At 68.5% G+C, this 23959-nt stretch carries 20 protein-coding genes; 7 read left to right on the forward strand and 13 right to left on the reverse strand.

Going from position 1 to position 23959, the window contains the following annotated elements:
* The first annotated feature begins 141 nt into the window (after nt 1–141).
* On the forward strand, nt 142–1461 hold the full coding sequence (locus tag HDA44_RS21220) for an FAD-binding oxidoreductase (protein ID WP_184837040.1): 1320 nt from the start codon (nt 142–144) through the stop codon (nt 1459–1461).
* A gap of 5 nt (nt 1462–1466) precedes the next feature.
* Here HDA44_RS21220 and HDA44_RS21225 read toward each other — a convergent pair whose 3' ends face one another.
* Nucleotides 1467–1934: a GNAT family N-acetyltransferase gene (locus HDA44_RS21225; RefSeq protein WP_184837042.1), complete on the reverse strand. Its 468-nt coding sequence runs from the start codon at nt 1932–1934 to the stop codon at nt 1467–1469.
* Nucleotides 1924–3303 carry an MFS transporter gene (locus HDA44_RS21230; RefSeq protein ID WP_184837044.1) on the reverse strand — a complete coding sequence of 460 codons (1380 nt, stop codon included), beginning with the start codon at nt 3301–3303 and terminating at the stop codon, nt 1924–1926. Before HDA44_RS21230 ends, HDA44_RS21225 begins: the two co-directional genes overlap by 11 nt.
* 113 nt (nt 3304–3416) lie before the next feature.
* Between HDA44_RS21230 and HDA44_RS21235 the strand changes: the two genes are divergently transcribed.
* Nucleotides 3417–4004, forward strand: a complete 588-nt coding sequence (locus HDA44_RS21235; protein ID WP_184837045.1) for a TetR/AcrR family transcriptional regulator — start codon at nt 3417–3419, stop codon at nt 4002–4004.
* Here the strand turns inward: HDA44_RS21235 and HDA44_RS21240 are convergent, their stop codons facing one another.
* From HDA44_RS21240 to HDA44_RS21265, 6 genes are all read right to left on the reverse strand, one after another.
* Nucleotides 4005–4367, reverse strand: a complete 363-nt coding sequence (locus tag HDA44_RS21240) for a cupin domain-containing protein (protein WP_184837047.1) — start codon at nt 4365–4367, stop codon at nt 4005–4007. It lies immediately after the preceding gene.
* Nucleotides 4368–4457: 90 nt separating this feature from the next.
* Nucleotides 4458–5630: an MFS transporter gene (locus HDA44_RS21245; RefSeq protein ID WP_184837049.1), complete on the reverse strand. Its 1173-nt coding sequence runs from the start codon at nt 5628–5630 to the stop codon at nt 4458–4460.
* A 54-nt stretch (nt 5631–5684) separates the two neighbouring features.
* Nucleotides 5685–6119, reverse strand: a complete 435-nt coding sequence (locus tag HDA44_RS21250; protein WP_202887477.1) for an EVE domain-containing protein — start codon at nt 6117–6119, stop codon at nt 5685–5687.
* A gap of 4 nt (nt 6120–6123) precedes the next feature.
* Entirely contained in the window at nt 6124–7638 is a 1515-nt protein-coding gene (locus HDA44_RS21255; RefSeq protein WP_184837054.1) for a tripartite tricarboxylate transporter permease, read from the reverse strand.
* Nucleotides 7638–8150 (reverse strand): tripartite tricarboxylate transporter TctB family protein, encoded by a 513-nt coding sequence (locus tag HDA44_RS21260; RefSeq protein WP_184837056.1) that lies wholly within the window; start codon nt 8148–8150, stop codon nt 7638–7640. The genes HDA44_RS21255 and HDA44_RS21260 overlap by 1 nt, the downstream gene beginning before the upstream one ends.
* A complete protein-coding gene (locus tag HDA44_RS21265; RefSeq protein WP_184837058.1) occupies nt 8147–9157 on the reverse strand; it encodes a Bug family tripartite tricarboxylate transporter substrate binding protein in 1011 nt (336 codons plus the stop codon). The genes HDA44_RS21260 and HDA44_RS21265 overlap by 4 nt, the downstream gene beginning before the upstream one ends.
* A gap of 208 nt (nt 9158–9365) precedes the next feature.
* Here HDA44_RS21265 and HDA44_RS21270 point away from each other — a divergent pair, with 208 nt between their 5' ends.
* The 4 genes from HDA44_RS21270 (at nt 9366) to HDA44_RS21285 (ending at nt 14041) form a co-directional block, all read left to right on the forward strand.
* On the forward strand, nt 9366–11054 hold the full coding sequence (locus HDA44_RS21270) for a sensor histidine kinase (RefSeq protein ID WP_184837060.1): 1689 nt from the start codon (nt 9366–9368) through the stop codon (nt 11052–11054).
* Nucleotides 11051–11716, forward strand: coding sequence for a response regulator (locus HDA44_RS21275; protein WP_184837063.1), 666 nt, complete (start codon nt 11051–11053; stop codon nt 11714–11716). Before HDA44_RS21270 ends, HDA44_RS21275 begins: the two co-directional genes overlap by 4 nt.
* Before the next feature lie 196 nt (nt 11717–11912).
* Nucleotides 11913–12440: a gamma carbonic anhydrase family protein gene (locus HDA44_RS21280; protein ID WP_184837065.1), complete on the forward strand. Its 528-nt coding sequence runs from the start codon at nt 11913–11915 to the stop codon at nt 12438–12440.
* 206 nt (nt 12441–12646) lie between these two features.
* Nucleotides 12647–14041: a winged helix-turn-helix domain-containing protein gene (locus tag HDA44_RS21285; protein ID WP_184837067.1), complete on the forward strand. Its 1395-nt coding sequence runs from the start codon at nt 12647–12649 to the stop codon at nt 14039–14041.
* Here HDA44_RS21285 and HDA44_RS21290 read toward each other — a convergent pair.
* Genes HDA44_RS21290 through HDA44_RS21305 form a run of 4 tightly spaced genes read right to left on the reverse strand, consistent with a single transcriptional unit; the run spans nt 13972 to nt 19999 of the window.
* Nucleotides 13972–15216 carry an MFS transporter gene (locus tag HDA44_RS21290; protein ID WP_184837070.1) on the reverse strand — a complete coding sequence of 415 codons (1245 nt, stop codon included), beginning with the start codon at nt 15214–15216 and terminating at the stop codon, nt 13972–13974. The genes HDA44_RS21285 and HDA44_RS21290 overlap by 70 nt on opposite strands.
* Nucleotides 15216–16601: a GH1 family beta-glucosidase gene (locus tag HDA44_RS21295; RefSeq protein ID WP_184837072.1), complete on the reverse strand. Its 1386-nt coding sequence runs from the start codon at nt 16599–16601 to the stop codon at nt 15216–15218. The genes HDA44_RS21290 and HDA44_RS21295 overlap by 1 nt, the downstream gene beginning before the upstream one ends.
* Nucleotides 16591–17202 carry a YbjQ family protein gene (locus tag HDA44_RS21300; protein ID WP_184837074.1) on the reverse strand — a complete coding sequence of 204 codons (612 nt, stop codon included), beginning with the start codon at nt 17200–17202 and terminating at the stop codon, nt 16591–16593. The genes HDA44_RS21295 and HDA44_RS21300 overlap by 11 nt, the downstream gene beginning before the upstream one ends.
* Before the next feature lie 28 nt (nt 17203–17230).
* The gene (locus HDA44_RS21305) at nt 17231–19999 is read right to left on the reverse strand and encodes a penicillin acylase family protein (RefSeq protein ID WP_184837076.1); all 2769 of its coding nucleotides are present in this window, start codon (nt 19997–19999) and stop codon (nt 17231–17233) included.
* A gap of 114 nt (nt 20000–20113) precedes the next feature.
* Here HDA44_RS21305 and HDA44_RS21310 point away from each other — a divergent pair, with 114 nt between their 5' ends.
* The gene (locus HDA44_RS21310) at nt 20114–21202 is read left to right on the forward strand and encodes an aminotransferase class V-fold PLP-dependent enzyme (RefSeq protein WP_184837078.1); all 1089 of its coding nucleotides are present in this window, start codon (nt 20114–20116) and stop codon (nt 21200–21202) included.
* 334 nt (nt 21203–21536) lie between these two features.
* Here HDA44_RS21310 and HDA44_RS21315 read toward each other — a convergent pair whose 3' ends face one another.
* Nucleotides 21537–23792: a DEAD/DEAH box helicase gene (locus tag HDA44_RS21315; RefSeq protein WP_337906220.1), complete on the reverse strand. Its 2256-nt coding sequence runs from the start codon at nt 23790–23792 to the stop codon at nt 21537–21539.
* Nucleotides 23793–23959 lie beyond the last annotated feature (167 nt).

The raw sequence follows: 23959 nt of genomic DNA on the forward strand, positions 1-23959 counted from the left end.
CCCACAGGTGAGACCGGACCGCTCCGTCGCGGCGCGTAGCTCCCGGCGGTCACGTACAGAACGACCGGACGAAGCGGCGGTGGGTTTTGTGATGTGGGGTAGCTCATGTCACATCGGTCGCCGTGGCGGCGTCAGGTGGTCATGAGCATAGTGATCGAGGGTTTTGCCGGAAAGATCGTTGGGGCGGGCGATGAGGCGTACGACGGCTTGAGCGGGAGCGTCCTGGTCGGCGGAAGCCCGCTGGGCGTACTACAGCCGGTGGACGTGCCGGACGTGCAGAAAGCCGTGCGGTACGCCGCGACGAGTGGTCTGAAGCTTGCGGTTCGGGGTGGTGGGCATGCGTTTGCGGGGTTCGGGACCAACGACGGCGGGCTCGTCATCGATCTCGGGCTGTTGCACACGGTCGAGATCATCGACAAGGAGCAGCACCTGGTACGGATCGGTGGCGGCGCGAACTGGGGGCAGGTGGTGGACGCGCTGGCGCCGCACGGGCTGGCGATCTCCTCGGGCGACACCAGGAGCGTTGGCGTCGGCGGCCTGACGTTGTCCGGCGGGATCGGCTGGAAGGTACGGAAGTACGGCCTCGCGCTGGACAGCCTGGTCGCGGTGGAGCTGGTCACCGCAAGCGGCGAGCTGGTACGGGCATCAGCGGACGAGCGCCCCGAGCTGTTCTGGGCGGTCCGTGGTGGTGGCGGGAACTTCGGCGTCGTGACCGCATTCGAGTTCGCGGCGCACCCGACCGGCGAGATCCACTTCGGCAAGATCGTGTTCGCGGCCAGTGAGATCGCGGACGTCCTGCCGCGGTGGGCCGACTACCTGCGGACCGCGCCGGACGACCTCACCTCGATCGCGTCCTTCGCGAACCCCTTCCTCGGCGGGCCGGAAGCGCCACTGGAGATCCAGGTCGCGTACGACGGCAGCGACCCCGCGGAGGCGCTCGACCCGATCCGGAAGCTCGGTACGGTGATCGCCGACGACGTCACGCCGACCCCGTACGCCGAGGTACTCGTGAGTGGTGCCGTACCGCCGCCGGGTATCCAGCTGGTGACCCGAAGTGCCTTTGTCGACAAGGAATCCGTCCCGGACGTGCTGCGCATCCTCGCCGAGGCGGGTACCGCGCAAGGCGCCCCGGTGATCGCCGTACGCACCGTCGGCGGAGCGGTCGCCCGGGTCGCCGACGACGCGACGGCGTACGCGCATCGCCAGGCCGAGCTGATGATCATCACCACGACCATCGGCCCACCGCCGGTGATCGAGGCGACCCGCCCGGGCCGGCAGCAACTGTGGGATCGCCTGTCCCCACACGTGCACGGCGCGTACGCGAACTTCCTGTCCGACGCCGACGACGCCGATGTGGCCGCGGTTTACCCGGCCGGAACGTACGAACGACTCGCGGCGACCAAGCGCGACTACGACCCGGCCAACCTGTTCACCGGCAACCACAACGTACGCCCGGTCTGACCCGGCTACTCTTTCAACTGCTCCGCATAGACGTCCGGCGACCAGCTGGCCGCGGTTTTCGTGACCAGCTTGGCGCCGAGGCGTTCGTAGAAGCGGTAGCCGGACGTGTTCTCGACACGTAGGCCCCAGCTGATCGGGAGGCGGTCCGGCAGCGCGTGCCGGGCGAGACCCAGCATCAGCTGCCGGCCAACTCCGGCGTCGCGGTAGCGCTCCCGGACGTACAGGTCGTCGAGCGCGAGCAGATCTCCGCCGACCCAGAGGTACGGCCGGCGCAGCGCGGACACGTACCCCGCCGCGTCGCCGTTCACCTCCGCGATCAGCACGACCACCTCGGCCCGCGCCAGGAACCCTTGCCAGTCCGCGACGCTCGCGGTCAGGTACTGCCCTTGGTCCTGGTAGTCGGCCAGCTCACCCATCAACGTCAGCACGGTTTCGGCGTCCGCGACCGTCGCGCGCCTGATTTCAGTGGACATGTACTCCTCCGGTCGAAGGTTTCAGCGCCGGCACGGTCACCAGCGCCAGCACCGCGGCGAGCGCGGCCGTGACCGCGGCGAAGGTGAATCCCCGGGTGAACCCGGTCGTCACCGTCCCGGCCAGGCTCGCGGCCGCGACACTCGACACCACCGCGACCCCGATCGACGCGCCGAACTCGTGGAACGTGCTCAGGATTCCGGATGCCAGCCCAGCCTCGTGCGGCGCGACGTGCGCGAACGTCGTGGTCGACGCGCCGACGAACGCCGCGCCGAGCCCGATCGTCCCGACGGTCATCCCGATCACGATCATGGCAGCACCCTCCCAGACGGCGGGGACAGTCACGCCGGCGGCGGTGATCACGAACGCGGTCAGCACCACCGGTCGGGCGCCGACCCGGCTGACGAGCTGTCCGCCGAGGTGCGCGCCGGCGATCGCGGCCAGTGCGACCGGAAGGAAGAGCAGTCCGGTACGCAGCGCGCCGTACTGCTTGAAGTGCTGCAGGTAGAACGAACCGAGGAAGAACATCGAGATCATCAGCGCGGTCGCGACCAGCAACATGAAGGTGCCGGCGGCAACGGTTCGCCGGGCCAGGATGCGCAGGTCCATCAACGGTGACCGGACCGAGCGCTGCACCTGGGCGAAGATCCCGTACAGCACCAGGGCGCCGGCCAGCGTACCGAGAGTTGCCGCCGACAACCAGCCGCGATCGCCCGCGTTGATGAGCGCATAGATCGCCGTACCGGTTCCGGCCGTGACCAGCAGTGCGCCGGGTACGTCGAGGCGGCCCTGTTCCACGCGCGGACCATCGGCCGGGAGCATCCGCAGCAACAGGGCGAAGACGATGACACCGATCGGCAGGTTGATGTAGAACACCCACTGCCAGCCAGGTCCCGCGGTCAGCAGACCACCGAGCAGTACGCCGATCGCCGACCCGCCGCCACCCATCGCGGACCAGATGCCGAGTGCTTTGTTCCGTTCCGCGCCGTCGAACGTCTTGGTGACGATGGACAAGGCGGCCGGCGACAACATCGCGGCGCCGACACCCTGCGCGACCCGGCCGCCGAGCAGCAGCTCCGGACCGCCGGCCAGGCCGGTGGCGAGCGAAGCGAGGGTGAAGACGGCCAGGCCGGCCAGGACGATGCGGCGCGAGCCGAACAGGTCGGCGGCGCGCCCGCCGAGCAGCATCAGGCCGCCGAACATCAGCGTGTACGCGCTGACCACCCAGGTCAGGGTCTCGCGCTGGAGTCCGAGGTCTGTTTCGATGTTCGGCAGTGCGATCGCGACCACTGTCACATCCAGGATCAGCATGAACTGCGCGACGGCGAGCAGCCCCAGCAGCCGCCACCGCCGGGGGTCCGGTTGGGTCATGGTTCCATCCTCAAGTCGAACACGTGTGTACGGTTTACAGCGCTACCGTAACTCGTACACTGGTGTTCGACAAGAGGAACTCGTACAACCGTGTTCGGAATTGAGGAGGGCGGATGACCGAAGGTGCACGACGGGCCGACGCGCAGCGGAACATCGCGGCGATCCTGGCCGCGGCGGCCGAATGCCTGGCCCGCGACCCGGGCGCGAGCACGTCCGAGATCGCGAAGGCGGCCGGCGTCGGCCGGGTCACGCTGTACGGGCACTTCCCGTCCCGCGCCGAACTCGTCGACGCGGTCTTCGTCCAGGCGATCGCGACCGGCGAGGAAGCACTCGGGCAGGTCGACCTCACCGGCGATCCACGGGCCGCGCTGTCCCGGCTGATCGAGTCGAGCTGGCAGCTGGTCGATCACTTCCGCGCGTTGCTGCTCGCGGCGCAGGAATCACTGCCACCAGGTCGCGTACGCGAACTGCACGCCGATCCGATGACGCGCGTCGAACGACTGCTCGAACGCGGGCGTACGCAAGGGGTCTTCCGGAGCGACCTGCCGTCGTCGTGGCTGGTCAGCGTGATGCACAACGTCATGCACGGCGCCGCCGCGGAGATTCAGGCCGGTCGCATCACGTCCGAGCAGGCCGGGCCGTACATCAACGCGACCCTGCTCGCGGCGTTCACTCCGCCAGGTACGGAAGTTCCCCAGTAGTCACTCCAGCCAGATGGTTTCGAAGGTCGGGTTGGCGTGGATGTGCAGCGCCTCGTACCCACCGGGGCCGGTGCGGAACTTGTGCGGGGTGTCGGCCGGTACGACCAGGATCTGCCCGGCTTTGCCGATCAGCTCCTCGCCGTCGACGGTGAAAATCGCGGAGCCGCGCCGGATGATGAACGTCTCGGCGTACGGGTGCTTGTGCAGCCGCGGACCGGAGCCCTCCTTCGTGGTCGACTCCAGAATCAGCGAGACGCCGGCACCACCGGGGAGCTCGGTGTAGTTCTCGGTCCACTCCTCGCCGTCGTCCCGCCCGTCCGCCCGATTGATCACCACGGCGCCGGATTTCGCGATCTCGGTCATGCGATCCCCTCCTGGCTAGGTCCTGCCACCGTAACCACGCCCGGGGACAAATCGGAAGGTCGGCGACGGGCACCGGGCCGGAGCGGACGGTCAGTGGGTCGGGACGTCGGTGGCACGGGGGCCGGCGATGCGGGCCGCGACGGGGGCGAGGGCGGCGACCACCACCGCGAGTACGGCGACCGCGCTGAGTGCGGTCGGGAGGGTCCACAGTGAGGCGGCCGCGCCGACTGCCGCCGGGCCGAGCAGGAAGCCGAGGTACGCGATCGTGGTGACGACGGAGATCGCGCCCGCGCGCCGCTCGGGACCAGCCCAGGCGCCGGCCATCCCGATGATCGTCGGCGCGCAGACCGAGGTCCCGAGACCAGCGACGCCGATGCCGACGAGCGCCGACCAGGGCTGGTCCGCGAGTGAGGCGATCAGCGAGCCGACCGCGGCGATGCACCCGCCCGCGACGAGTAGCTGAACCGGGCGGACTCGTTTCAGCAGCGCGTTTCCGGCGAACCGTCCGGTGGCGGCCGCGGCGGCGAACACCGCAGGCGCACTGGACGCGAGACCTGGCGCGGCATGCAGCGAGGTGTCGAGATGCACCGCACTCCAACTCTGCCAGGCGTTCTCCACCACATAGGCCAGAGCACACAACACACCGAACATCAGCAACGCCCCTTCCAACCTCCCTAACTTTCGTCGGGTTGGCTTCTCCGAAACAGCTTTCACGGTTTCAGTAGGTCGGGTTGTGCTTGTACCGCGTGGGATCAGGACCGTGAGGGCCGCGATGATGATCACGACGGCGGTGCCGGCGAGGACAGGTAGGGCGGCGGCTCCGGTCGCGCGGAGGGCTGCCGTGCTCAGGCTTGCTACGACGACGGCTACCGAGAAGAGACCGTGGGCGAGGTTCATGACCGGTCGGCCCGCGACGGACTCGGCCTGGGAGCCGGTGGCGTTGATTGCCACGTCCATCGCGCCGGAGGTTGCCCCAAGCAACAACAATGCGATGCTCAGCGTCACGGCCGAACCAGCGAGCGCCGGCAGTACGCCGCACAGCGCGAACAGCACTGTCACCGCGGGCAGTACCACCGCGCCGTACCGGTCGATCAGGTATCCGGTGAACCGCATCGACACCAGTGCCCCGAGCCCGATCATCAACAGCGCGACCCCGAGCCCCGCGTCGCTGACACCGGCACCGGAACGCACCGCGGGCAGGATCGCACCCCACGCGCCCCAGAAGAGACCGAACACCGAGAAACCGATTGCCGTTCTGAGCATCCGCGCACCCTAGTACACGGCAACCCCGATCTCGCAGCGTTGTTTCCGCGTCACTTAGCCTGCCGTCATAGCGGCCCGGAGCGTCTCGAAATCCGTTGTGGACAGTGGTATCAGACCTCGCCGCAGCTGGTATCCCCAGTTCGGCCCGGAAGTGAGTTGGAGCTCAACTTCCCGCAGCCCCGCACGGCGTACCGGCAGGAACTCGACCCGCCGTCGCCACGGCTCGACGATGCCTCGATCACCCATCGACATCGGTTCGCCTTGGTACGGCGCGTCGTCCGCGACCATCCCGAGCGCGGTGAACGCGCGGAGCGGTTCCTTCCCGCCGCGCTGTTCGGTCGGCGAGTAGATCGCGAAGCCGTCGCCGAGCCGTAGCCGGGCCACGCCGTGCCGCTTGCCGTGGTTGAGTTGGATGAAGCCGCCTTCGACCGCCCGCTGGGTGTGCTCCGCGGAGATCACACCCAGCCAGGCTCGCTGTAATTCAGTCACCGGACTACTGTCCAGCGGTATATGCGACATCCTTTGTCATCATTTTCCGGCGCAACCGGGCGATCAACGGCCAGGCGATCATCAGCAGGATCACCACATAGATGACGTACGCGACCGGTCCACCGATCAGGCCGGACGCGTCGCCGTTGGACAACTGCAGTGCCATCCGGGCCTGGCGTTCCGCGATCGGGCCGAGGATCACGCCGATGATCAACGGCAGCACCGGCAGGCCGAACCGCCGCATCCCGAAACCGAGTAGTCCGAGCAGCAGGAGCAGCAACAGGTCGAGCGGCTGCGCGTTCACCGCGTAAGCACCCATCGAGGCGAAGAAGATGATGCCCGCGTACAGGTACGGCCGCGGGATCTGGAGCAGTTTCGCCCAGGCCGGAGCGAGCGGAAGGTTCAGCAACAGCAGGAACAGGTTGCCGATGAACAAGCTCGCGATCAACGCCCAGACCAGCTTCGGTTCGCGCTGGAAGAGCAGCGGCCCGGGCTGGATGCCGTACGAAGTGAACGCGGCCAGCATCACCGCGGCGGTCGCGTTCGTCGGCAGACCGAGCGCCAGCATCGGCACGAGCGTCCCGGCTGCGGACGCGTTGTTCGCCGCCTCCGGTCCGGCGACACCCTCGATCGCGCCGTGCCCGAACTCCTCGGGATGCTTGGACAGCTTCTTCTCGGTCGCGTACGAAAGGAACGTCGGAATCTCCGCGCCTCCCGCCGGGAGCGCACCGATCGGGAACCCGAACGCCGTACCACGCAGCCAGGGTTTCCACGAGCGGCGCCAGTCCGACTTGCCCATCCACGGCCGGCCGACCGGGATCACCGTGCCCGGGTTCCGGCGCAGGTGCGCCGCGACCCAGAGCGCCTCACCGACCGCAAAGATGCCAACAGCAACGACAACCACATCGATGCCATCGGCAAGCTGTGGTACGCCGAACGTCAGCCGCTGCTGGCCGGTCACCTTGTCGATACCGACCAGCCCGATCACCAGACCGAGCAGCAACGCCGCGAAACCACGGATCCGCGACGACCCGAGTACCGAGGTGGCACCGGCGAACGCGAGCAGCATGATCGCCAGGTAGTCCGGCGCGCCCAGGCTGATCGCGAACTTCACCACCTGCGGCGCCACCAGTACGAGCAGCAGCGTGCCGATCGTGCCGGCGACGAACGAACCGATCGCCGCCGTCGCCAGCGCCTGCGCGGCCCGTCCGGCCCGGGCCATCTTGTTGCCTTCGATCGCCGTCACCACCGATGACGACTCACCCGGCGTGTTCAGCAGGATGGACGTGGTCGAGCCGCCGTACATGCCGCCGTAGAAGATGCCGGCGAACAGGATGAACGCCTGCACCGGCTCGAGGCCGTACGTGATCGGCAGCAGCAGTGCCACCGTCATCGCCGGGCCGATCCCGGGCAGCACGCCGACCGCCGTACCGACCGTCACGCCGAGCAGCGCGAGCAGCAGGTTCAGCGGACTGAGTACGTCGCCGAACCCGTTCATCAGGTTCATCAGGTTGTCCATCAGAGAATCCCTTGCAGTACGCCGGCCGGCAGGTTGATGCCCAGCCCGATCGCGAACGCGTAGAACGTGATCAGCGACAGCGCGACGGCGATCACCAGATTGCGGACGTAGTGGCGGTTGCCGAGCGCGTACGCCGAACCCCAGAACAACAGCGATCCGCTGATCACCCAGCCGAGCGGTTCGATGGTGGCGAGGTTGAGCACGAACGCGCCGATCAGCAGCAGGACGGTGCGCCAGTCGACGGCTGACGTCACGTCGACGTCCTCGCCTTCCTCGGCCGCGCCGGTACCGCCGCGGGCGACGTCGACCGCGTACAGGACGGCGATCAGCAGCAGCAGTACGCCGAGCACGATCGGTACCGGCTTCGGGCCGATCGGATCGTTGCTGGTGGCAATGTGCGGGAGCCGGGCGGCGTCGGCGATCACCAGACCGCCGACGACCGCCAGTACCGCGCAAACCCCGTACTGCGCCTTGTCCCGCCGAGTCTCAGCCTGAGCCTCGGCGGCGGTCACGAGGTCAGACCGAGCTTGGTGAGAACGTCCGCGACCCGCTTGTCCTGCTCGGTCAGGAACGCGCCGAACTCGTCACCGGTCAGGAAGGCGTCGGTCCAGCCGCGCTTGTCCAGCTCGGCCTTCCATTCCTTCGAGTCGCGCATCTTGGTCAGCGCGTCGATCCAGACCTTCTTGTCCGCGTCGCTGATCTCCGGCGGCGCCACGATGCCACGCCAGTTCGTGAACACCAGGTCGATCCCGGCCGACTTCAGCGTCGGTACGTCCTTGAGCGCCTCGATCGGCTGCTCGCTGGTGACCGCGAGCACCCGCACCTGACCGCTCTCGACCTGGTCCAGGAACTCGCCGAAACCGCTGGCACCGAAGGCGATCTTGCTGCCCAGTAGCGCCGGCAGCAGCTCACCGCCACCGTCGTACGAGACGAAGTTGACGTCCTTCGGGTCGATGCCGACGGCCTGCGCGAGCTGCATCGGCAGCAGGTGGTCCGGGCCGCCCGGCGACGAGCCGCCGCCGACCGCGAGCTTCTTCGGGTTCGCCTTCCAGGCCGCGACCAGGTCCTGGATCGTCTTGTACGGCGAGTTCTTCGGCACCACGATCGCGCCGGCCTCCTCGATCAGCTTCGCCAGCGGCGTGGTCTGGGTCAGCGTCGCCTTCGACTTCGACGTGTACGTCGCGCCGACCACGCCGAGGCCCATCTGCATCGCCAGCTTGCCGTTGCCCTTCTCGTTCACGGTCCGCTGCAGGCCGACCGTCCCGCCGGCGCCGGGCAGGTTGAACACCTGCACGCCGGTGGCGATCTTGGCGTCGTCCATCACCTTCGCGGCGACCCGCGCGGTGGTGTCGTACCCGCCGCCGGCCGTGTTCGGAACCATCAGCCGCAGACCGGTGGCCGGCTTGCCGTCCGTACCGGTGTCGGCGGCGTCCTTCTTGTCGGCGGTCGCACCGCAGGCGGTGGCGCTGACGAGCGCGAGTAGCGCGGTGGTGACCCAGAGCATCGGCCGTGACCTCATCGGCGGAATCCTTCCGTGTTGCAAGCGGATCAAGTGGCGACGATGCTGGCGTCCCGGCGGTCGTGGCGTCTGCGTTCTGGCCGCAGCGGTGGTTGAGTTCATTGTGGTCACAGGCAGAATCCGGGTGAAGTGTGGCACTCCGGCGCCGGACCGGTGATCATGCGGCAGGACCAACGGGTTTGTTTCGAGTACGCGAGGAGGTGGAGAGATGGCGATCGGGTTGCCCCCGAGAATCGGTCAGCTTGGGCGAATCGGGCGGCCGACGCTGGCCGGGCAGTTGCTCGTACTGCAGCTGGCGATCGTGGTCGTCGTACTCGTTGCCGTCGCCGCCGTCTCGCTGGCTCAGTCTGCCGCCACGTTCAACCGGGTGGAAGGCCGCCGGGTGACCGCGCTGGCCGAGCAGCTCGCCGGCAACCAGACCCTCCGGTTCGGTATCCGGAATCCGGCGCCTGCCGAGGTGCTCGCTCCGCTGCTGCAGAGCACGCTGATCCAGTCCGGCGTCACCTCGATCACCCTTTCGGACGCCCGCGGCAGAATCATCGCGGCCACCAACCTGACCACGATCGGAACCAAGCTCACGCTGGGTGATCCCGGCGTGGCCGACGGCCGCGGCTGGTCCGGTGAGCTGCGGGTCGATCGCGACAAGGAACTCGTGTCCCAGGTGCCCGTGCTGAGCCAGGGCACCGACGCGGAAGGACAGTTGGACGGTACGCTCGGCGACCGCATCGGCACCGTCACGGTCGGTGAGAGGTCCCCTTCGGTACTGCAGCGGCTGCGCGGCGCGTCCTCGTACCTGGCGATCTATCTCGGCATCGCCTGCCTGCTCGGGCTGCTCGGGTCGTGGTTGCTGGCGCGCCGGATCAAACGGCAGACGCTCGGCCTGGAGCCACGGGAGATCGCCGGGCTGGCCGAGCACCGGGAGGCGATGCTGTACGGGCTCGCCGAAGGTGTTGTTGCCCTGGACCCGCAACTGCGCGTGACGCTGGTGAACGACGTCGGCCGGCGGCTGCTCGACCTGCCCGAGAACGCGGTCGGTCGCAGCCTGAGCGACCTCGGCATCGAGGGCCGGTTGCGTGAGGTACTCGCCGGTGAGGACGACGCGCGGGACGCGGTCGTCGTCCGGCGCGGGCGCGTCCTGGTGATGAACCGGATGAGCGTCACCAAGGATGGGCGGTCGCTCGGATCGGTCACCACGTTGCGCGACCGGACCGAGCTGGCCCAGCTGGAGCGTGAGCTCGGGTCGTTCCGCAGCTCCGCCGAGCTGCTCCGGGCGCAGACGCACGAGTTCGCCAACCAGCTGCACACGATCTCCGGGCTGATCCAGATCGGGGAGTACGAGGAAGTGGTCACGTACGTCGGCGCGCTGAACCGCTATCGTGAGTCGCTCGACCTGACCGTGACCCGGCGGGTCCACGATGTCGCCGTCGCTGCCCTGCTGATGGCGAAGTCCTCGGTCGCGGCCGAACGTCGCGTCGAGCTCCGCGTCTCCGAACGAACCACGCTGCTCCGGCTGGACCCGGCGCTGTCCGCGGACATCGCGACCGTACTCGGGAATCTCGTCGACAACGCGGTCGACGCGGCGGCACAGTCCGGTACGCCGCTGTCGCCCGCCTGGGTGGAGGTCGAGTTGCGGCAGGATGCCACCAGCGTCGAGATCGTCGTTCGCGACTCCGGTCCCGGGGTGACGCCCGAGCTGGCGCAGGAGGTGTTCGCGCACGGGTTCACCACCAAGGCCGCCGCCGAGGGCGAGCGTGGGATCGGGCTGGCGATGACGCGGCTGATCTGCCGCCGGCGCGGCGGCGAGGTGGCGGTCACCAACAACGCCGACGGCGGCGCCGTGTTCGTCGCCCGGATGACCACGAACCAGGCCCGGCGTACGCCCGAAGGAGCCCGATGATCACCGTCCTGGTGGTGGACGACGACTTCATGGTCGCGCGCATCCACCGCGGCTTCGTCGAACGCATCGACGGGTTCGAGGTCGTCGGCACCGCGAACTCCGGCGATCAGGCGGTCGCGGCGCTCACCGGCCTGCGGCCCGATCTGGTGCTGCTCGACCTGTACCTGCCGGACGTGTTCGGCCTCGACCTGATCGCGCGGCTGCGGGCGGTCCGGCCAGAGGTGGACATCCTGGTGATCACGGCCGCGCGGGAGGCCGAGGCGGTTCGCGGCGCGGTCCGGCAAGGGGTCGTCAACTACCTGCTCAAACCGTTCGGTTTCGAGGATCTGCGGGCGCGCTTGCAGGAGTACGCGCGGCGGCGCGCGAGCGTACCCGAGCAGGTCACGTCGCAGGCCGATGTGGATCGGGTGCTGGCGCCCGCGCGGCCGCACGTGAACCGCCTGCCCAAGGGCCTCAGCCAGGAAACCGCGGACCTGGTCGCCGCGGCACTGCGCACGACCTCCGACAACCTCTCCGCCGCCGAATGCGCCGAGAAGGTGGGCATCTCCCGGGTCAGCGCGCGCCGCTACCTCGAGTACTTCTGCACCCGCCACCAGGCCGAAGTCGCCCTCCGCTACGGCACCACCGGCCGCCCCGAACGCCGCTACCGCTGGACCGCCTGACCCGCGCGAGTTGGGTTAAGAGGGTGTCTGAGCACTCTGCGCCGTAGCGAGGAGGTGCTCAGTGCGGTAGCTCGGCGCGCGGGAGGGAAGGCGTCGATGTGGTTTCATCGTTGCCTTTCCTCCCGTGCGGCGAGGTGCCGCACTGAGTGCCCCGCAGTAGGTGCAGAGTGCTCAGACGCCCTCTAAGGTGCCGGGTATGCCTCTGTATTCGTTCGAAGGTAAGCGACCGGTCGTGCATCAGGATGCCTGGATCGCGCCTACTGCCACGCTGGTCGGTGATGTGGTGATCGAGGCCGGCGTCTCGGTTTGGTACGGCGCCGTGATCCGTGCCGACCTGGGCACGATCACGATCCGGGCCGGCGCGAACATTCAGGACAACACCGTGATCCACGTCGGCCACAACGGCTGCGAGATCGGGCCGAACGCGACCATCGGGCACCAGTGCCTGATCCACGACTGCACGATCGGCGAGCAGGCGCTGGTGGGGAACGGCGCGATCGTGCTCGACGGCGCGGTCGTCGGGAAGCGCTCGCTGGTCGCCGCCGGGTCGACTGTGACGCCCGGAGTGACGATCCCGCCCGAGTCGGTCGCGATGGGCAGCCCGGCGAAGAAGATCGTGCCGCTGGACGGCACGGCCAAGCTGTTCGTCGACCACAACGCCGCCGTCTACCACGCCCTCGCCAAACGCCACGCCACCACCGTCGAACTTGTCGAGGACGAGTAACCACCCCCCTCTCCTCCCCACACACCCAGCCAGTCCCCATCCCGTCCGCCCCAAACGCGAGTGGATATCCACCGGTGTTGTGGGTTCTCCACCCGCATACCAGTAGAGAACCCACAACACCGGTGGAGAACCCCACCGCGATGGTGGGTCGGGAGGTGCGGCGCGCGGCAGGCGCTGCGCCGCGCCGGGCGCTGTAGGTTCGGTGCATGGTGGCCCTTGGTGACGAGGTTTCGGTGGGGAGTGCGCGGCGGATGGCTCTGCGCGCGCAGGGGTTCGGCGAGCTGCGCAGGACCGGCGAGACGCCCGGCGCCGGCGGACGCCGCGCGGCGGGGCGGGCGCGTGCGGCGGGGCGGGTGCGTGCGGCGGGGCGGGTGCGTGCGGCGGTTGAGCGGACCGGGGTGCTGCAGCTGGATTCGGTGAATGTGTTGTGCCGGTCGCATTATCTGCCGGTGTTCGCGCGGATCGGAAACTACCCGCGGGAGACGCTGGATCACCTCAGCTGGGGAACAAGCCGTGAGCTGTTCGAGTACTTCTGGGGCCACAAAGCCGCTCTCCTCCCGCTAAGCGTCTGGCCGCTGATGCGCTGGCGGATGCTGGCCGCCGAGCGGCAGGTCTGGGACGAGGAGCTCAGCCCCGACGTCACCGCCCCGTGGTCCGTGGTGACGGGCATGCGCCGGCTGACCGCCGAGCGGCCGGGGTACGTCGACCAGGTCCTCGAACGAGTCACCGAGCTGGGCCCGCTGACCGCAAGCGAGGCAAGCCCCGACGGCGTACGCCGGAAGCGCACCGATCCGGACCCGGACCCGACCACCGGCGCGATGTGGAACTGGCAGGACGCGAAGATCGCGATCGAGTACCTATTCTGTACGGGCCAGGTGACGATCGCCGGCCGCCGGCATTTCGAGCGCGTGTACGACCTGACCGAGCGCGTACTCCCCGCCGACGTACTCGCCGCACCGGAACCGACCGCCGCCGAAGCACACCGCGACCTGGTCCGCACCGCAGCGCGTGGTCTGGGTGTCGCGACCGCCAGGGAACTGTGCGGCCTCAGCGGTCGCGGCCATTTTCCATTGCCTGCGGCAACCGCTCGCAAGGTGGTCGGCGAGCTGGTCGACTCCGGCGAGCTGATCCCGGTCCGGGTCGAGGGCGTGAAGCAGCAGGCGTACCGCTGGCACCAGGCGAAGGACAAGCCGGTCGACGTACGGGCGTTGCTGTCACCGTTCGATCCGCTGATCTGGAACCGCGACCGGACCCACCACCTGTTCGGCTTCTTCTACCGGATCAGCATCTATACCCCGGCCCCGCAACGCGTCCACGGGTACTACGTGCTGCCGTTCCTGCTCGGTGATCAACTGGTCGCGCGCGTCGACCTCAAAGCCGATCGCGCGACGTCAACATTGGTCGTACCCACGTTGACTGCCGAGCCGGGCGCACCGGACTTCATCGAGCCGCTGGCGGCGGAGCTGCGACTGATGGCCGGCTGGCTCGGTCTGGAGCACATTGCCGTCCGGGCCCCCGGGAAACCCGCGGCTCAGTTGACCGATCGGATTCGCGTCACGAGTACGCCGGCCAGTACGGTCACGAACGACGCCAGGAAGTAGAGCACTGGGTACCCACCGAGGTGTTTGACGATCGGCGCGGCGATCGCGGGCGCCAGTACTTGCGGGAGTGAGTTGGCGATGTTGATCATGCCAAGATCCTTGGCGCGGTCGCGGGCATTCGGCAGTACCTGGGTGAGCAGCGCGAAGTCGACCGACAGGTACACGCCGAACCCTGAGCCGAGGATGACCGCGCCGACGATCGCGCCCGGCCAGGTCGGCCACAGCGCGAGGACGACACCGGCGATCGCCATCACCCAGCCGGATGCGGTCACGAACACCTTGCGGCGCGCGATCCGATCCGACCAGCCGCCGACGCTGATCGCGGTGACCAGCACGCAGAGGCTGTAGATCGCCGTCAGGACGAGTACTCCGGTGTCGGGGTCCTCGATACCGACCTTGTCCTGCAGGTAGTAGAAGAGGTACAGCGTGCCCAGCGCGTTGCCGACGTTGAACAGGAAGCGCGTCAACCACGCCCAGCCGAAGTCCGGGTACTGACGCGGGTCGATCCAGAACCCGCGCAGGAATTGGCCGAGTACGAACGGCGGCCGCGTCGCCAAGCGCGTGTCATGACTGCGCAGCAGGTACGGCACGACTGACAAGAGCAGGAACGCCGCGCAGGCGATGTACCCGAGGGTGTAGTTGTCGAAGGCCGCGGCGAGTGCGGTCCCGACCAGTGCGCCGAGCACTTGCGAAATGGCGACCCAGCCGCCGACCGCTCCGCGTTGCGCGACCGGCACCCGGTCCGGTACGACGGCCGTTGCCGCGGCCAACAATGCGTTGCCGAACAGTTGCATCAGGCACCAACCGAGCAGCATCAGCCCAATCACCCGCGCACCTGACAATACGAACAACCCGACCGCCGCGCCGACAGCGCCGGCCAGTACCCACGGCACCCGGCGTCCGTACCGCGACGCGGTCCGGTCGGAGATCGCGCCGAACGCCGGGTTGGCGACCACGGACACCGCGGCGCCGATCCCGGTCACCAGCCCGAACACGAACTCCTTGTTGCCCGGCGCAACCGCCTCGGACTGCTTCGCGAGCAGCACCTGGATCGGCCCGAGCCAGGCCGCGAACACGCCGACGTTCGCGAGTACGACCGCCGCCGTCCAACCCGGCCGAACCCGAACCGTTGGCTCGGTCAACGCCGCTGACACGGACGGCCGGGCGGACGTCATCACCGGCTCTGACTGGGCGTTTGCGCGATCACATCACGCAACCAGTGATACGAGGCCTTGGGCGTACGGACCTGGGTCTCGAAATCGACGTGGACGAGACCGAACCGCTGCGAGTACCCGGCGGCCCACTCGAAGTTGTCGAGCAACGACCATTGGAAATACCCACGGACGTCGATGCCGTCGTCGATTGCCGAACGCAACGACCGCAGGTACCCGTCCAGGTAAGCGATCCGGCGCTGATCGTCCACCACGCCGTCGACCGGGCCGTCGTTGATCGCGCAGCCGTTCTCAGTGATGTAGATCGGCGGCAGGCGGTCGCCGTACCGGTCCTTGAAGATCCGCAGGATCTCGCCGAACGCGTCCGGCACCACCGGCCAGCCGAAGTCGGTGGTCGGGTAGCCGGTGATTGTCCTTGGTTCGAACGGCAGGCCCGGCGGAAGCAGTACGCCGTCGGTGGCCGCGGTGTCCGGGTTGCCGGTGGCAACACCGACCGAGACCGGCGCGTAGTGGTTGATGCCGAAGAAGTCGAGTGGGGTCGAGATGACGGCCAGGTCGTCGGCGACCGGGCCGGGCATCGCTGCCTCCAGACCGGTCGGGTACGAGCCGAGCAGGATCGGGTCGGCGAACATCCAGTTGATCAGGTTGTCGTACAGCCCGGCCGCTTCCTTGTCCTCGGCGCTGTCGCTGGCCGGCCAGGTCGGCGCGTGGTTGGAGGCAATACCGATCTGCTGGGCGCCGGCCGCTCGCAACGCCTGTACCGCGCGACCGTGCGCGAGCAACTGGTGGTGCGCTACGGGGAGCGCGTCGAAGAGCAACTGCTTGCCTGGCGCGTGGGCGCCCAGCGAGTAGCCCATCAACGTCAGCACCATCGGCTCGTTGATGGTGATCCAGAGCGGTACCCGGTCAGCGAACCGCGCGCCGACGATCGCGGCGTACTCGGCGAATCGGTCGGTGGTGTCGCGGGACAGCCAGCCGCCGGCGTCTTCGAGCGGCTGCGGGGTGTCCCAGTGGTACAGCGTCGGCGCGGGCTGAATCCCGGCGCCGAGCAAGGTGTCGATCAGGCGGTCGTAGAAGTCCAGGCCGGCCGCGTTGCCCGGCCCGGTGCCGTCCGGCTGAATGCGCGGCCACGCGAACGAGAACCGGTAGGTGTCGACGCCCAGGTCACGCATCAGCGCGACGTCGTCGGCGTACCGGTGGTAGTGATCGCACGCGATCGCGCCGGTGTCGCCGTTCAGTACGCGGCCGGGCTCGGCGCAGAACGTGTCCCAGGTGGAGGTGCCGCGACCGTCCGCGGCCACGGCACCTTCGATCTGGTACGCCGAGGTGGACACGCCCCACCGGAAGCCGGCCGGCATCACCACCGGCGCATCGGGGTCAGCTGTCATTCGCATCATCCTCATCGGGTTTGCTGTCCTGGACCCTCGGTGGCTCATCCTTCTGGACCTTTTGGACCACGACGGCGGTCCCGTACGCGGCCACCTCACTCATCGTGTTCGCGATCTCGTTGCAGTCGAACCGCATCGCGAGCACCGCGTTCGCGCCCATCTGCTGCGCCATCTGGCACATCCGCATCACCGCGACGTGCCGCGACTCGGCCAGCATCTGGGTGTACTCCGGCACCTCGCCGCCGCCGAGCGACCGGAAGCTCGCGGTGAAGTTCGAACCGAAGTCACGGCTCCGTACGGTCAGCCCGAAGACCTCGCCGAACACCTTCTCGGCGGTGTATCCGGGCAGATCGTTCATCGTCGAGACCAGCACCGGGTACGGCGAACCCTGCGGCGCCACGTGCGGTGCGTTCTGCCGCGCCGGCTGGTAGTTTCCCGGCGCTTGCCCGTACCCCGGCCCTGGCTGTCCGTACCCCTGCGGCGGCGGACCCTGCTGGTACCCCTGCTGCTGCGGCGGCGGGCCTTGGTACCCGGGCGGCGGGCCCTGCTGGTAGCCCTGCTGCGGCGGGTACGGCTGGTTCGGAGGAAAGTTCTGATTCATACCCCACATCCTGACAGGCAGTAGGGGGTCATGATCCGCGGCGGGCTGGGAACTCGACCACCTGCTGGTAGGTCGGCCGGTTGACCCAGGCGATCCGATTCTGGGTGATGCCGCCCATCGGATTGTGCACAATCTGATCCGCGCAGAACTGGTCACCCGCCTTGCAGTCCGCGGTCGCCGGGTACGTCGTCGCCGCCGGCACTTTGGTTGCCGCCAGCAAGGTGTCGGTGAGTACGGATCGGCACGACGCCAGCGAACCGCCGCCGCAGTACGTCACGGGTTGTGAAGCCTTGACCGGATCGCCGAGGACCTTACGCAGGTCACGCTGGACGAAACCCCACCAGCCGCTCTGGAACGCCGAACCCTGCGAACTCGGCCGCTCGTCGATCTTCAGGTTCGCGGTCAGCGCGCCGTACAGATCCGGTCCGAGGTCCTTGAACTCCGCCGGGACCAGCAGCGGCCACCAGGCATCCAGCAGCCGGATCGCCTCCGCGTTGTCGTAGCTGCGGGATGAGGCACTGGGTGTCTTGCGGTGGGCGCCGGACTGCTGCCAGACGGTCAGTTTGGCGACCGCGTCCGCGACCGCCGGATCGGTGATCGGCGCGCTCTTCAGCACCCGGAGCAGGTACGGGAGCACCTGATCACCGCGCAGGTCGACCGTCGCCGCGTCCTCCATCGCCTCGACCAGCTTGCCGCGGGTGAACTTCTGCCCGCTCCCGATCACCGCCTTGATCCGGTCGTCCAACGGCTGACTGCGGTAAACCGAGTTGTAACCCCATTGACCGTCGGACGCGGAGTACCCGGGTGCCTGTTTGTTGTTCCAGCTCGTCAGGTAGTCCTGGTTGACGACCTGCGGATGCTGCGCGGGCGGCGTGTAGATCGCACGATTGTCGACCGGGTTCCAGCCCTGCCATTCGTAGCTGCTCCAGGTCGGCAGGTTCGGGTCGGCGCCGGCCGCGCGCACCGGGTTGTCGCCGGAGTTGAAGTACGCGATCGAGTCCTTGTCGGTGTAGAACCAGTTGAAGGTGTATCCGATGTTCGCCGCGGCCTTCTGGAAGTCGGCGGCCGAGTGGATCCGATCCGGGTCGTTGAACTGCATGAACCCGAGCGCCGACCCCGCCTCGTTGCCGTACGTCGACCTGTTCTTGGTGAAGAGCACCGGCTTGCCACCGACCGTACCGCGATGCGTCACGATGCCGTACTTGGTGCGCAGGGCAACCAATGTGTACGACCCGGCCGGCTCGGACGAACCGAGACTGGCGTACCAGGCGTTGTGCCGTTCGAGTCGTTCGATCGGTACGCATTGGCCCCGGAAGACGTAGTACTGCGAGGCTTTCGTCGGGGTTCCGCCGTTCGGCTCACACAGCGGTACGGCGAAGGTGTCGGTGATGTCCTGGCCGGCCGACGTGGCACTCCACGAATAGTCGGGTCCGCGACCGATCAGCGTGTAGAAGTTGAGACCGGCGAAGGCGATACCGCGCGAACTGACACCCGGCCCTTGCAGTTCCTGGCGGAGCAGTAGTTGTGGCGCGAAGTATCCGGTTTGCGGTCCGTACACGGCGATCGGGTTGCCGCTCTGGGTGTGCGCGCCGGACACCAGCAGCGCGTTCGACATGGCCTTCTTTCCGAACCCTTCCGGGAACAGGCCACCGTTGAAGATGCCTTTGAGTTTCTCGGCACCCTTCGGCGCGGGTTTGGCGGCGGCCGTCTTGTTCGCGGTCTGGTCGATCACCTCGGGCTCGGCGGTCACCGAGCCGCGGTCCGGCAGCGCGCGTCCGGCCGGGTTCGGTCCGGTCGTCCCGTACGGGAAGGTGGCGCCGTTGTGCACGGTCGTACTGGCCTCCGGATCGTTCTGCGAACGGAACGACTCCCACACTTTGGTGCCCTGGGCAACGCCGTACTTCGCCTGCGCCTCGATCAGCGCCAGCGCGGACGCGACCTCGGCACCACCGCCGGTACCGAAGATGCCCGCGACCACGGCCGCGGTGGCGACCACATCGGTCACCTTCCAGTGCGGGGTCGGCCAGGTCAGACCGAGCGCGACGTACTCACCTGGGTACCCGATGCCGACCGTGTCGATGTAGTGGTTCACCCCGTCGACCCAGGCCTGGATGTCTTGTTGCATCTTCACGCCGTCCGCGCCGTACAACTCGTCCGCGTCGTCGAACTGGCGTTGCAGATCCGCCTCGGTGTACGGCGCCGTACGCCAGAACTCCTGCTCGAACTCCCGGTTCGCCGCCGCGCCACCCGCGAACGGCGTCAGCTGACCGCGGCCGAGATGCCGGAACACGTCCATCACGAACAGGCGGTCCTGCGCGCCCGCGTACCCGGCGCCGAACATCGTGCCGAGCCGCGTCGTGCCGGTGATGTGCGGGATGCCGCGCGACCTGTCCCGGACGATCGTGACGTCGCCGCGCGGGTGGATCGTACTGGCGATGTCGTTCGGTTTCACTCCGAACGACGCGTCGTCGAAGTACGGCGCGAGGCCGTCGTCGGTGATACCGCGCGAGTTCCAGACCAGGTCCTGGTACGGCTTGACGGTGTCGCTGAAGTGCGCTGGACGTACGCCCAATGTCTTGAAAACAAGGAGGTCCGTGAAGGTGGCGTTGCCGTTCTGGCCCGGTGGGAGGATGTCACGACATTGCTGCCGGCAATAATCTTCAGGGCTTGCGGCAACGGTCTGAGCTGCCGCGCGCGACGCTGCCTGGGTCGGGGCGGGCAGGGTCGCGAGGACCGCGGTGGCGGCGACGGCGGCGACCGTCGTCCGAAGCCGGGTACGGAGTGCGGGGCGGGGCACGGTTCCCTCCTCGGGTCGATGAAAGTGAGAATGACTCACTAGTAGCTTTCGGTCAAGAACTCACCGCCAGACTCTCGCCAATTGCTGTCCGTGACCACTACGCTCGGCAACACCATGAGCATCCATGATCGTTACCGCTTGAGTGTGGTGATCAATGCCAAGGGGACGTACACGCCGCTCGGCGTGTACCGGAGTCCCGACGGAGTGGCCGCGGCCGTCGCCCAGGCGTTGCCCGAATTCTTCGTGATGGACGAGCTGGGCGACCGCGCCAGCGAAGCCATCGCGCAGGTCACCGGCGCCCAGGCCGGCGCGGTCGTACACTGCACCGCGGCCGGTGTCACCCTGTCCGTCGCGGCCACCATGACCGGCGGCGACCCGCGCCGGATCAGTACGCTGCCGGACACCAGCGACCTGCACAACCGGGTCGTCCTGCCGGCATCGCACGTCGTCGACTACGGCCACACCAACCTGCAGGGCATCCGGCTGTCCGGCGCGCAGGTCGATCTCGCGGGCTCCGCGGACGGGTGCACGATCGCCGACCTGGAGGCCGAGCTCGACGGGCCGGACGTCGCCTGCCTGATGCTGGTCGCGTCCCGGCTGACCCGCGGCGAACCGATCGACCTGGTGTCGGCGATCCGGGCGGCGCATCGCCGTGGCGTGCCGGCGATCATCGACGCGGCGGCGCAGTTCCCGCGGATCGCGGACCTGCTGGCGACCGGTGCCGATCTGGTGCTGGTGAGCGGGCAGAAGTACCTCGGCTCACCGACCGCGGGCATCGTGGCCGGCAGCTGGCCGCTCGTACAGGCCGTACGCGCCCAGGAGAAGGGCATCGGGCGGGTGATGAAGCCGTCCAAGGAGGCGATCGTCGGCGTACTCGCCGCACTGGAGGAATGGCAGGCGTTCGACCGGGTGAAATGGGAAGCGGACGAGCTCGCCAAGGTGGACGCCTTCGTCGCCGCGGCCGGGCGGATCCCGGACCTCACCGCCGAGGTCGTACCGGACCCGACCGGCCTCCAGGTGTCCCGCGTACTGCTCAAGGTCCCCGACGCCAAACGCCTCGCCACCGAACTGGAAGCCGGCACCCCACCCATCTACGTGATGACCGACCGCATCGACGACAACGAACTCATGCTCGAACTAGTCCCCCTGTCCCCCGACGAAACCGCCACCATCCTCGCCCACCTCTGGACCGCCCTCACCTAACCCACCCATCCTCACCACCCACCCCGCTCCCACCCCGCTCCCGCCCCGCGCTGCCCCGCGCTGCGCTGCGCTGCCCCGCGCTGCGCTGCCGGGCCGCCCCCACGCCGCGCTGCCCCCGCCCCGCGCCATTTCGGGGGTTAACCCATGACAACGCCCCTTCACTTCCTGCCTGCAGGGGGTGAAGGGGCGTGTCGAGAGGTTAACCACTCAAATGGATCCGGGCATCCAAGCGGTCGACCGGGGTGCTGTCGGGTGGTGCAGGTGGATCTGTGGTGCAGGTGGATCTGTGGTGCAGGTGGATCTGTGGTGCAGGTGGATCTGTGGGGCGGGTGGGTTAGTGCTGGTAGGACTTGCCGTCGGTGCGGCGGGGGCCGTTGCCGCGGCGGGGGCCGTTGCTGCCTCGGGAGTCGTGGCCGCGGCCCGGGCGGGTGCCGCCGAAGCGCCGGCCGCCCTTGTTGTTGCGCGGCTTCGGGGCCGGCAGCTTCACCGGGTACCCGGACGGGCGGCTGCCGCCGGTCAGCCCGGTGACGACCTCGTCACCCGGACGCGCCCGGACCGGCTCGACGTCCACGCCCGCGGACTCGGCCAGCCGGATCATCCCGCGCCGCTGGTGCGGCAGGACGAGCGTGACGACCGCGCCCTCACCACCAGCGCGAGCCGTCCGGCCGGCGCGGTGCAGGTAGTCCTTGTGGTCCGCCGCCGGGTCCGCCTGAACCACCAGGCCGACGTCGTCGACGTGGATACCGCGGGCCGCGACATCGGTCGCCACCAGTACCGGCACCGAACCGTCCTTGAACTGCTCGAGCGTACGGTTCCGCGCGCCCTGGGTCAGACCGCCGTGCAGCGCCGCGGCCATCACGCCACGGTCCCGCAGCTGGGTGGCGACCCGGTCCGCGCCGAGCTTGGTCCGGACGAACACGATCGTCCGCCCGTCCCGGCTGGCCAGCTCGGCCGTCAGTGACTGCTTGTGCGCCGGCTCGATCACCAGCAGGTGGTGCTCCATCGTCGTGACGGCCGCCTGCGCGGCGTCGGTCGAGTGGATCACCGGGTCCTTCAGGTACGTCTTCACGATCGTGTCGACGTCGTTGTCCAGCGTCGCGGAGAACAGCAGCCGCTGACCCTCGGACGGGGTCATGTCGAGCAGCGTGGTGACGGCCGGCATGAAGCCCATGTCGCACATGTGGTCGGCCTCGTCGAGGACCGCGACCTCGACCGCGCCGAGGTCGGCGGCGCCCTGCTCACACAGGTCGATCAGCCGGCCGGGCGTGGCGATCAGCAGGTCGACACCACGCCGGAGCGCGTCGATCTGCTTCGGGTACGGGAGTCCGCCGGCGATCAGCTTGAGCGACACGTTCATCACGTGCGCGAGCGGCTCGAGGGCGTCGTGTACCTGCATCGCGAGTTCACGGGTCGGTACCAGGATCATGCCGCGCGGGCGGCGGGACTCGGTCCGGCCGCCGGACAGGCGCATCAGCGTCGGCAGGCCGAACCCGAGGGTCTTGCCGGAGCCGGTCTGACCGCGACCGAGTACGTCCTTGCCGGCCAGCGCGTCCGGGATGGTCGCCGCCTGGATCGGGAACGGCGCGGTGATGCCGTCCCGGGCCAGCCGCTGCACCAGCCGCGGCGCCAGCCCGAGGGCGGCAAACTGGTTGTCGTCGGCAACGGTTCCCAGGTCGGCCGGGGCCACCTGCTCCCGGCGGTCGTCCCGCTGTACCCGCCGGTTGTCCTGCTCCACTCGTCGATCGTCCTTCCGGAAGTTCTTGTCGTTCCGCTCGAACCGGGACCGGTCATCCCGGTTGTACTGCTGCTGCTCATCGCGGTCGTAACGCGGCCGGTCGTCCCGGTTGTACTGCGGCCGGTCGTCGCGGTTGAAACGCGGACGCTCGTCGCGATCGAACCGGGGACGCTCGTCCCGGTTGAAACGCGGACGCTCGCCGCCGTTGTACTGCGCCCGGTCGTCGCGGTCGTAACGCGGCCGCTCGTCCCGGTTGAACTTGGACCGCTCATCGCGGTTGTACTGCGGCCGGTCATCCCGGTTGTAGCGAGGACGCTCGTCACGATTGAACTTCGAGCGGTCGTCCCGGTTGTACTGCGGCCGGTCGTCGCGGTTGAAACGCGGCCGCTCGTCCCGGTTGAACTGCTGGCGGTCGCCACCGTTGTACTGCCGGCGGTCGTCCCGATTGAACCGCGGACGCTCCTCCCGGTTGAACTTCGAGCGGTCGTCGCGGTTGAACTGCTGTCGCTCGCCACCGTTGTACTGCGGCCGGTCATCGCGGTTGAACCGCGGCCGCTCGTCCCGGTTGAACTGCGGCCGATCGCCACCGTTGAACTGCTGCCGATCGCCACCGTTGAACTGCTGGCGATCCCCACCGTTGTACTGCGGCCGGTCGTCGCGGTTGGGGCGGCGGGTTTGGCCTCGGTCGGGGCGGGGTTGTTCGGAGCGGTAGCCCTTGACCTCGGGGCGCTCCTCGCGACGCGGCTGGTACGCGGACTCCGCCGCCATCCGCTCGCCGTACGACTGGTTCTGATGCTTCTTGTGCCGGGGCTTCTTCGCCCGCCCGTCGGCGGACTCGGGGTCGTGCTGGGTCACGCAAACTCTCTCTCGGATTCACGGACGATTTGCCGGTTCGCAGCAGCACGCGTGAGCGCCGGTCACGAAAATCATGACCGGATCGTGACGTACTCAGCAGGAGACGGGCATCGACCTGCGGGTGCTATCGCGTTGCACCCATGTCGCCGGAATGTTTTCAGCCGGAT

The sequence above is a fragment of the Kribbella solani genome, assembly GCF_014205295.1.
Taxonomy (GTDB): Bacteria; Actinomycetota; Actinomycetes; order Propionibacteriales; family Kribbellaceae; genus Kribbella; species Kribbella solani.

What these genes read in the sequence shown, in the direction of transcription:
- HDA44_RS21220 (WP_184837040.1), top strand. Translation starts at nt 142, where the DNA reads ATGAGCATAGTGATCGAGGGTTTTGCCGGAAAGATCGTTGGGGCGGGC.
- HDA44_RS21225 (WP_184837042.1), bottom strand. Translation starts at nt 1,934, where the DNA reads ATGTCCACTGAAATCAGGCGCGCGACGGTCGCGGACGCCGAAACCGTG.
- HDA44_RS21230 (WP_184837044.1), bottom strand. Translation starts at nt 3,303, where the DNA reads ATGACCCAACCGGACCCCCGGCGGTGGCGGCTGCTGGGGCTGCTCGCC.
- HDA44_RS21235 (WP_184837045.1), top strand. Translation starts at nt 3,417, where the DNA reads ATGACCGAAGGTGCACGACGGGCCGACGCGCAGCGGAACATCGCGGCG.
- HDA44_RS21240 (WP_184837047.1), bottom strand. Translation starts at nt 4,367, where the DNA reads ATGACCGAGATCGCGAAATCCGGCGCCGTGGTGATCAATCGGGCGGAC.
- HDA44_RS21245 (WP_184837049.1), bottom strand. Translation starts at nt 5,630, where the DNA reads ATGCTCAGAACGGCAATCGGTTTCTCGGTGTTCGGTCTCTTCTGGGGC.
- HDA44_RS21255 (WP_184837054.1), bottom strand. Translation starts at nt 7,638, where the DNA reads ATGGACAACCTGATGAACCTGATGAACGGGTTCGGCGACGTACTCAGT.
- HDA44_RS21265 (WP_184837058.1), bottom strand. Translation starts at nt 9,157, where the DNA reads ATGAGGTCACGGCCGATGCTCTGGGTCACCACCGCGCTACTCGCGCTC.
- HDA44_RS21270 (WP_184837060.1), top strand. Translation starts at nt 9,366, where the DNA reads ATGGCGATCGGGTTGCCCCCGAGAATCGGTCAGCTTGGGCGAATCGGG.
- HDA44_RS21275 (WP_184837063.1), top strand. Translation starts at nt 11,051, where the DNA reads ATGATCACCGTCCTGGTGGTGGACGACGACTTCATGGTCGCGCGCATC.
- HDA44_RS21280 (WP_184837065.1), top strand. Translation starts at nt 11,913, where the DNA reads ATGCCTCTGTATTCGTTCGAAGGTAAGCGACCGGTCGTGCATCAGGAT.
- HDA44_RS21285 (WP_184837067.1), top strand. Translation starts at nt 12,647, where the DNA reads ATGGTGGCCCTTGGTGACGAGGTTTCGGTGGGGAGTGCGCGGCGGATG.
- HDA44_RS21290 (WP_184837070.1), bottom strand. Translation starts at nt 15,216, where the DNA reads ATGACGTCCGCCCGGCCGTCCGTGTCAGCGGCGTTGACCGAGCCAACG.
- HDA44_RS21295 (WP_184837072.1), bottom strand. Translation starts at nt 16,601, where the DNA reads ATGACAGCTGACCCCGATGCGCCGGTGGTGATGCCGGCCGGCTTCCGG.
- HDA44_RS21300 (WP_184837074.1), bottom strand. Translation starts at nt 17,202, where the DNA reads ATGAATCAGAACTTTCCTCCGAACCAGCCGTACCCGCCGCAGCAGGGC.
- HDA44_RS21310 (WP_184837078.1), top strand. Translation starts at nt 20,114, where the DNA reads ATGAGCATCCATGATCGTTACCGCTTGAGTGTGGTGATCAATGCCAAG.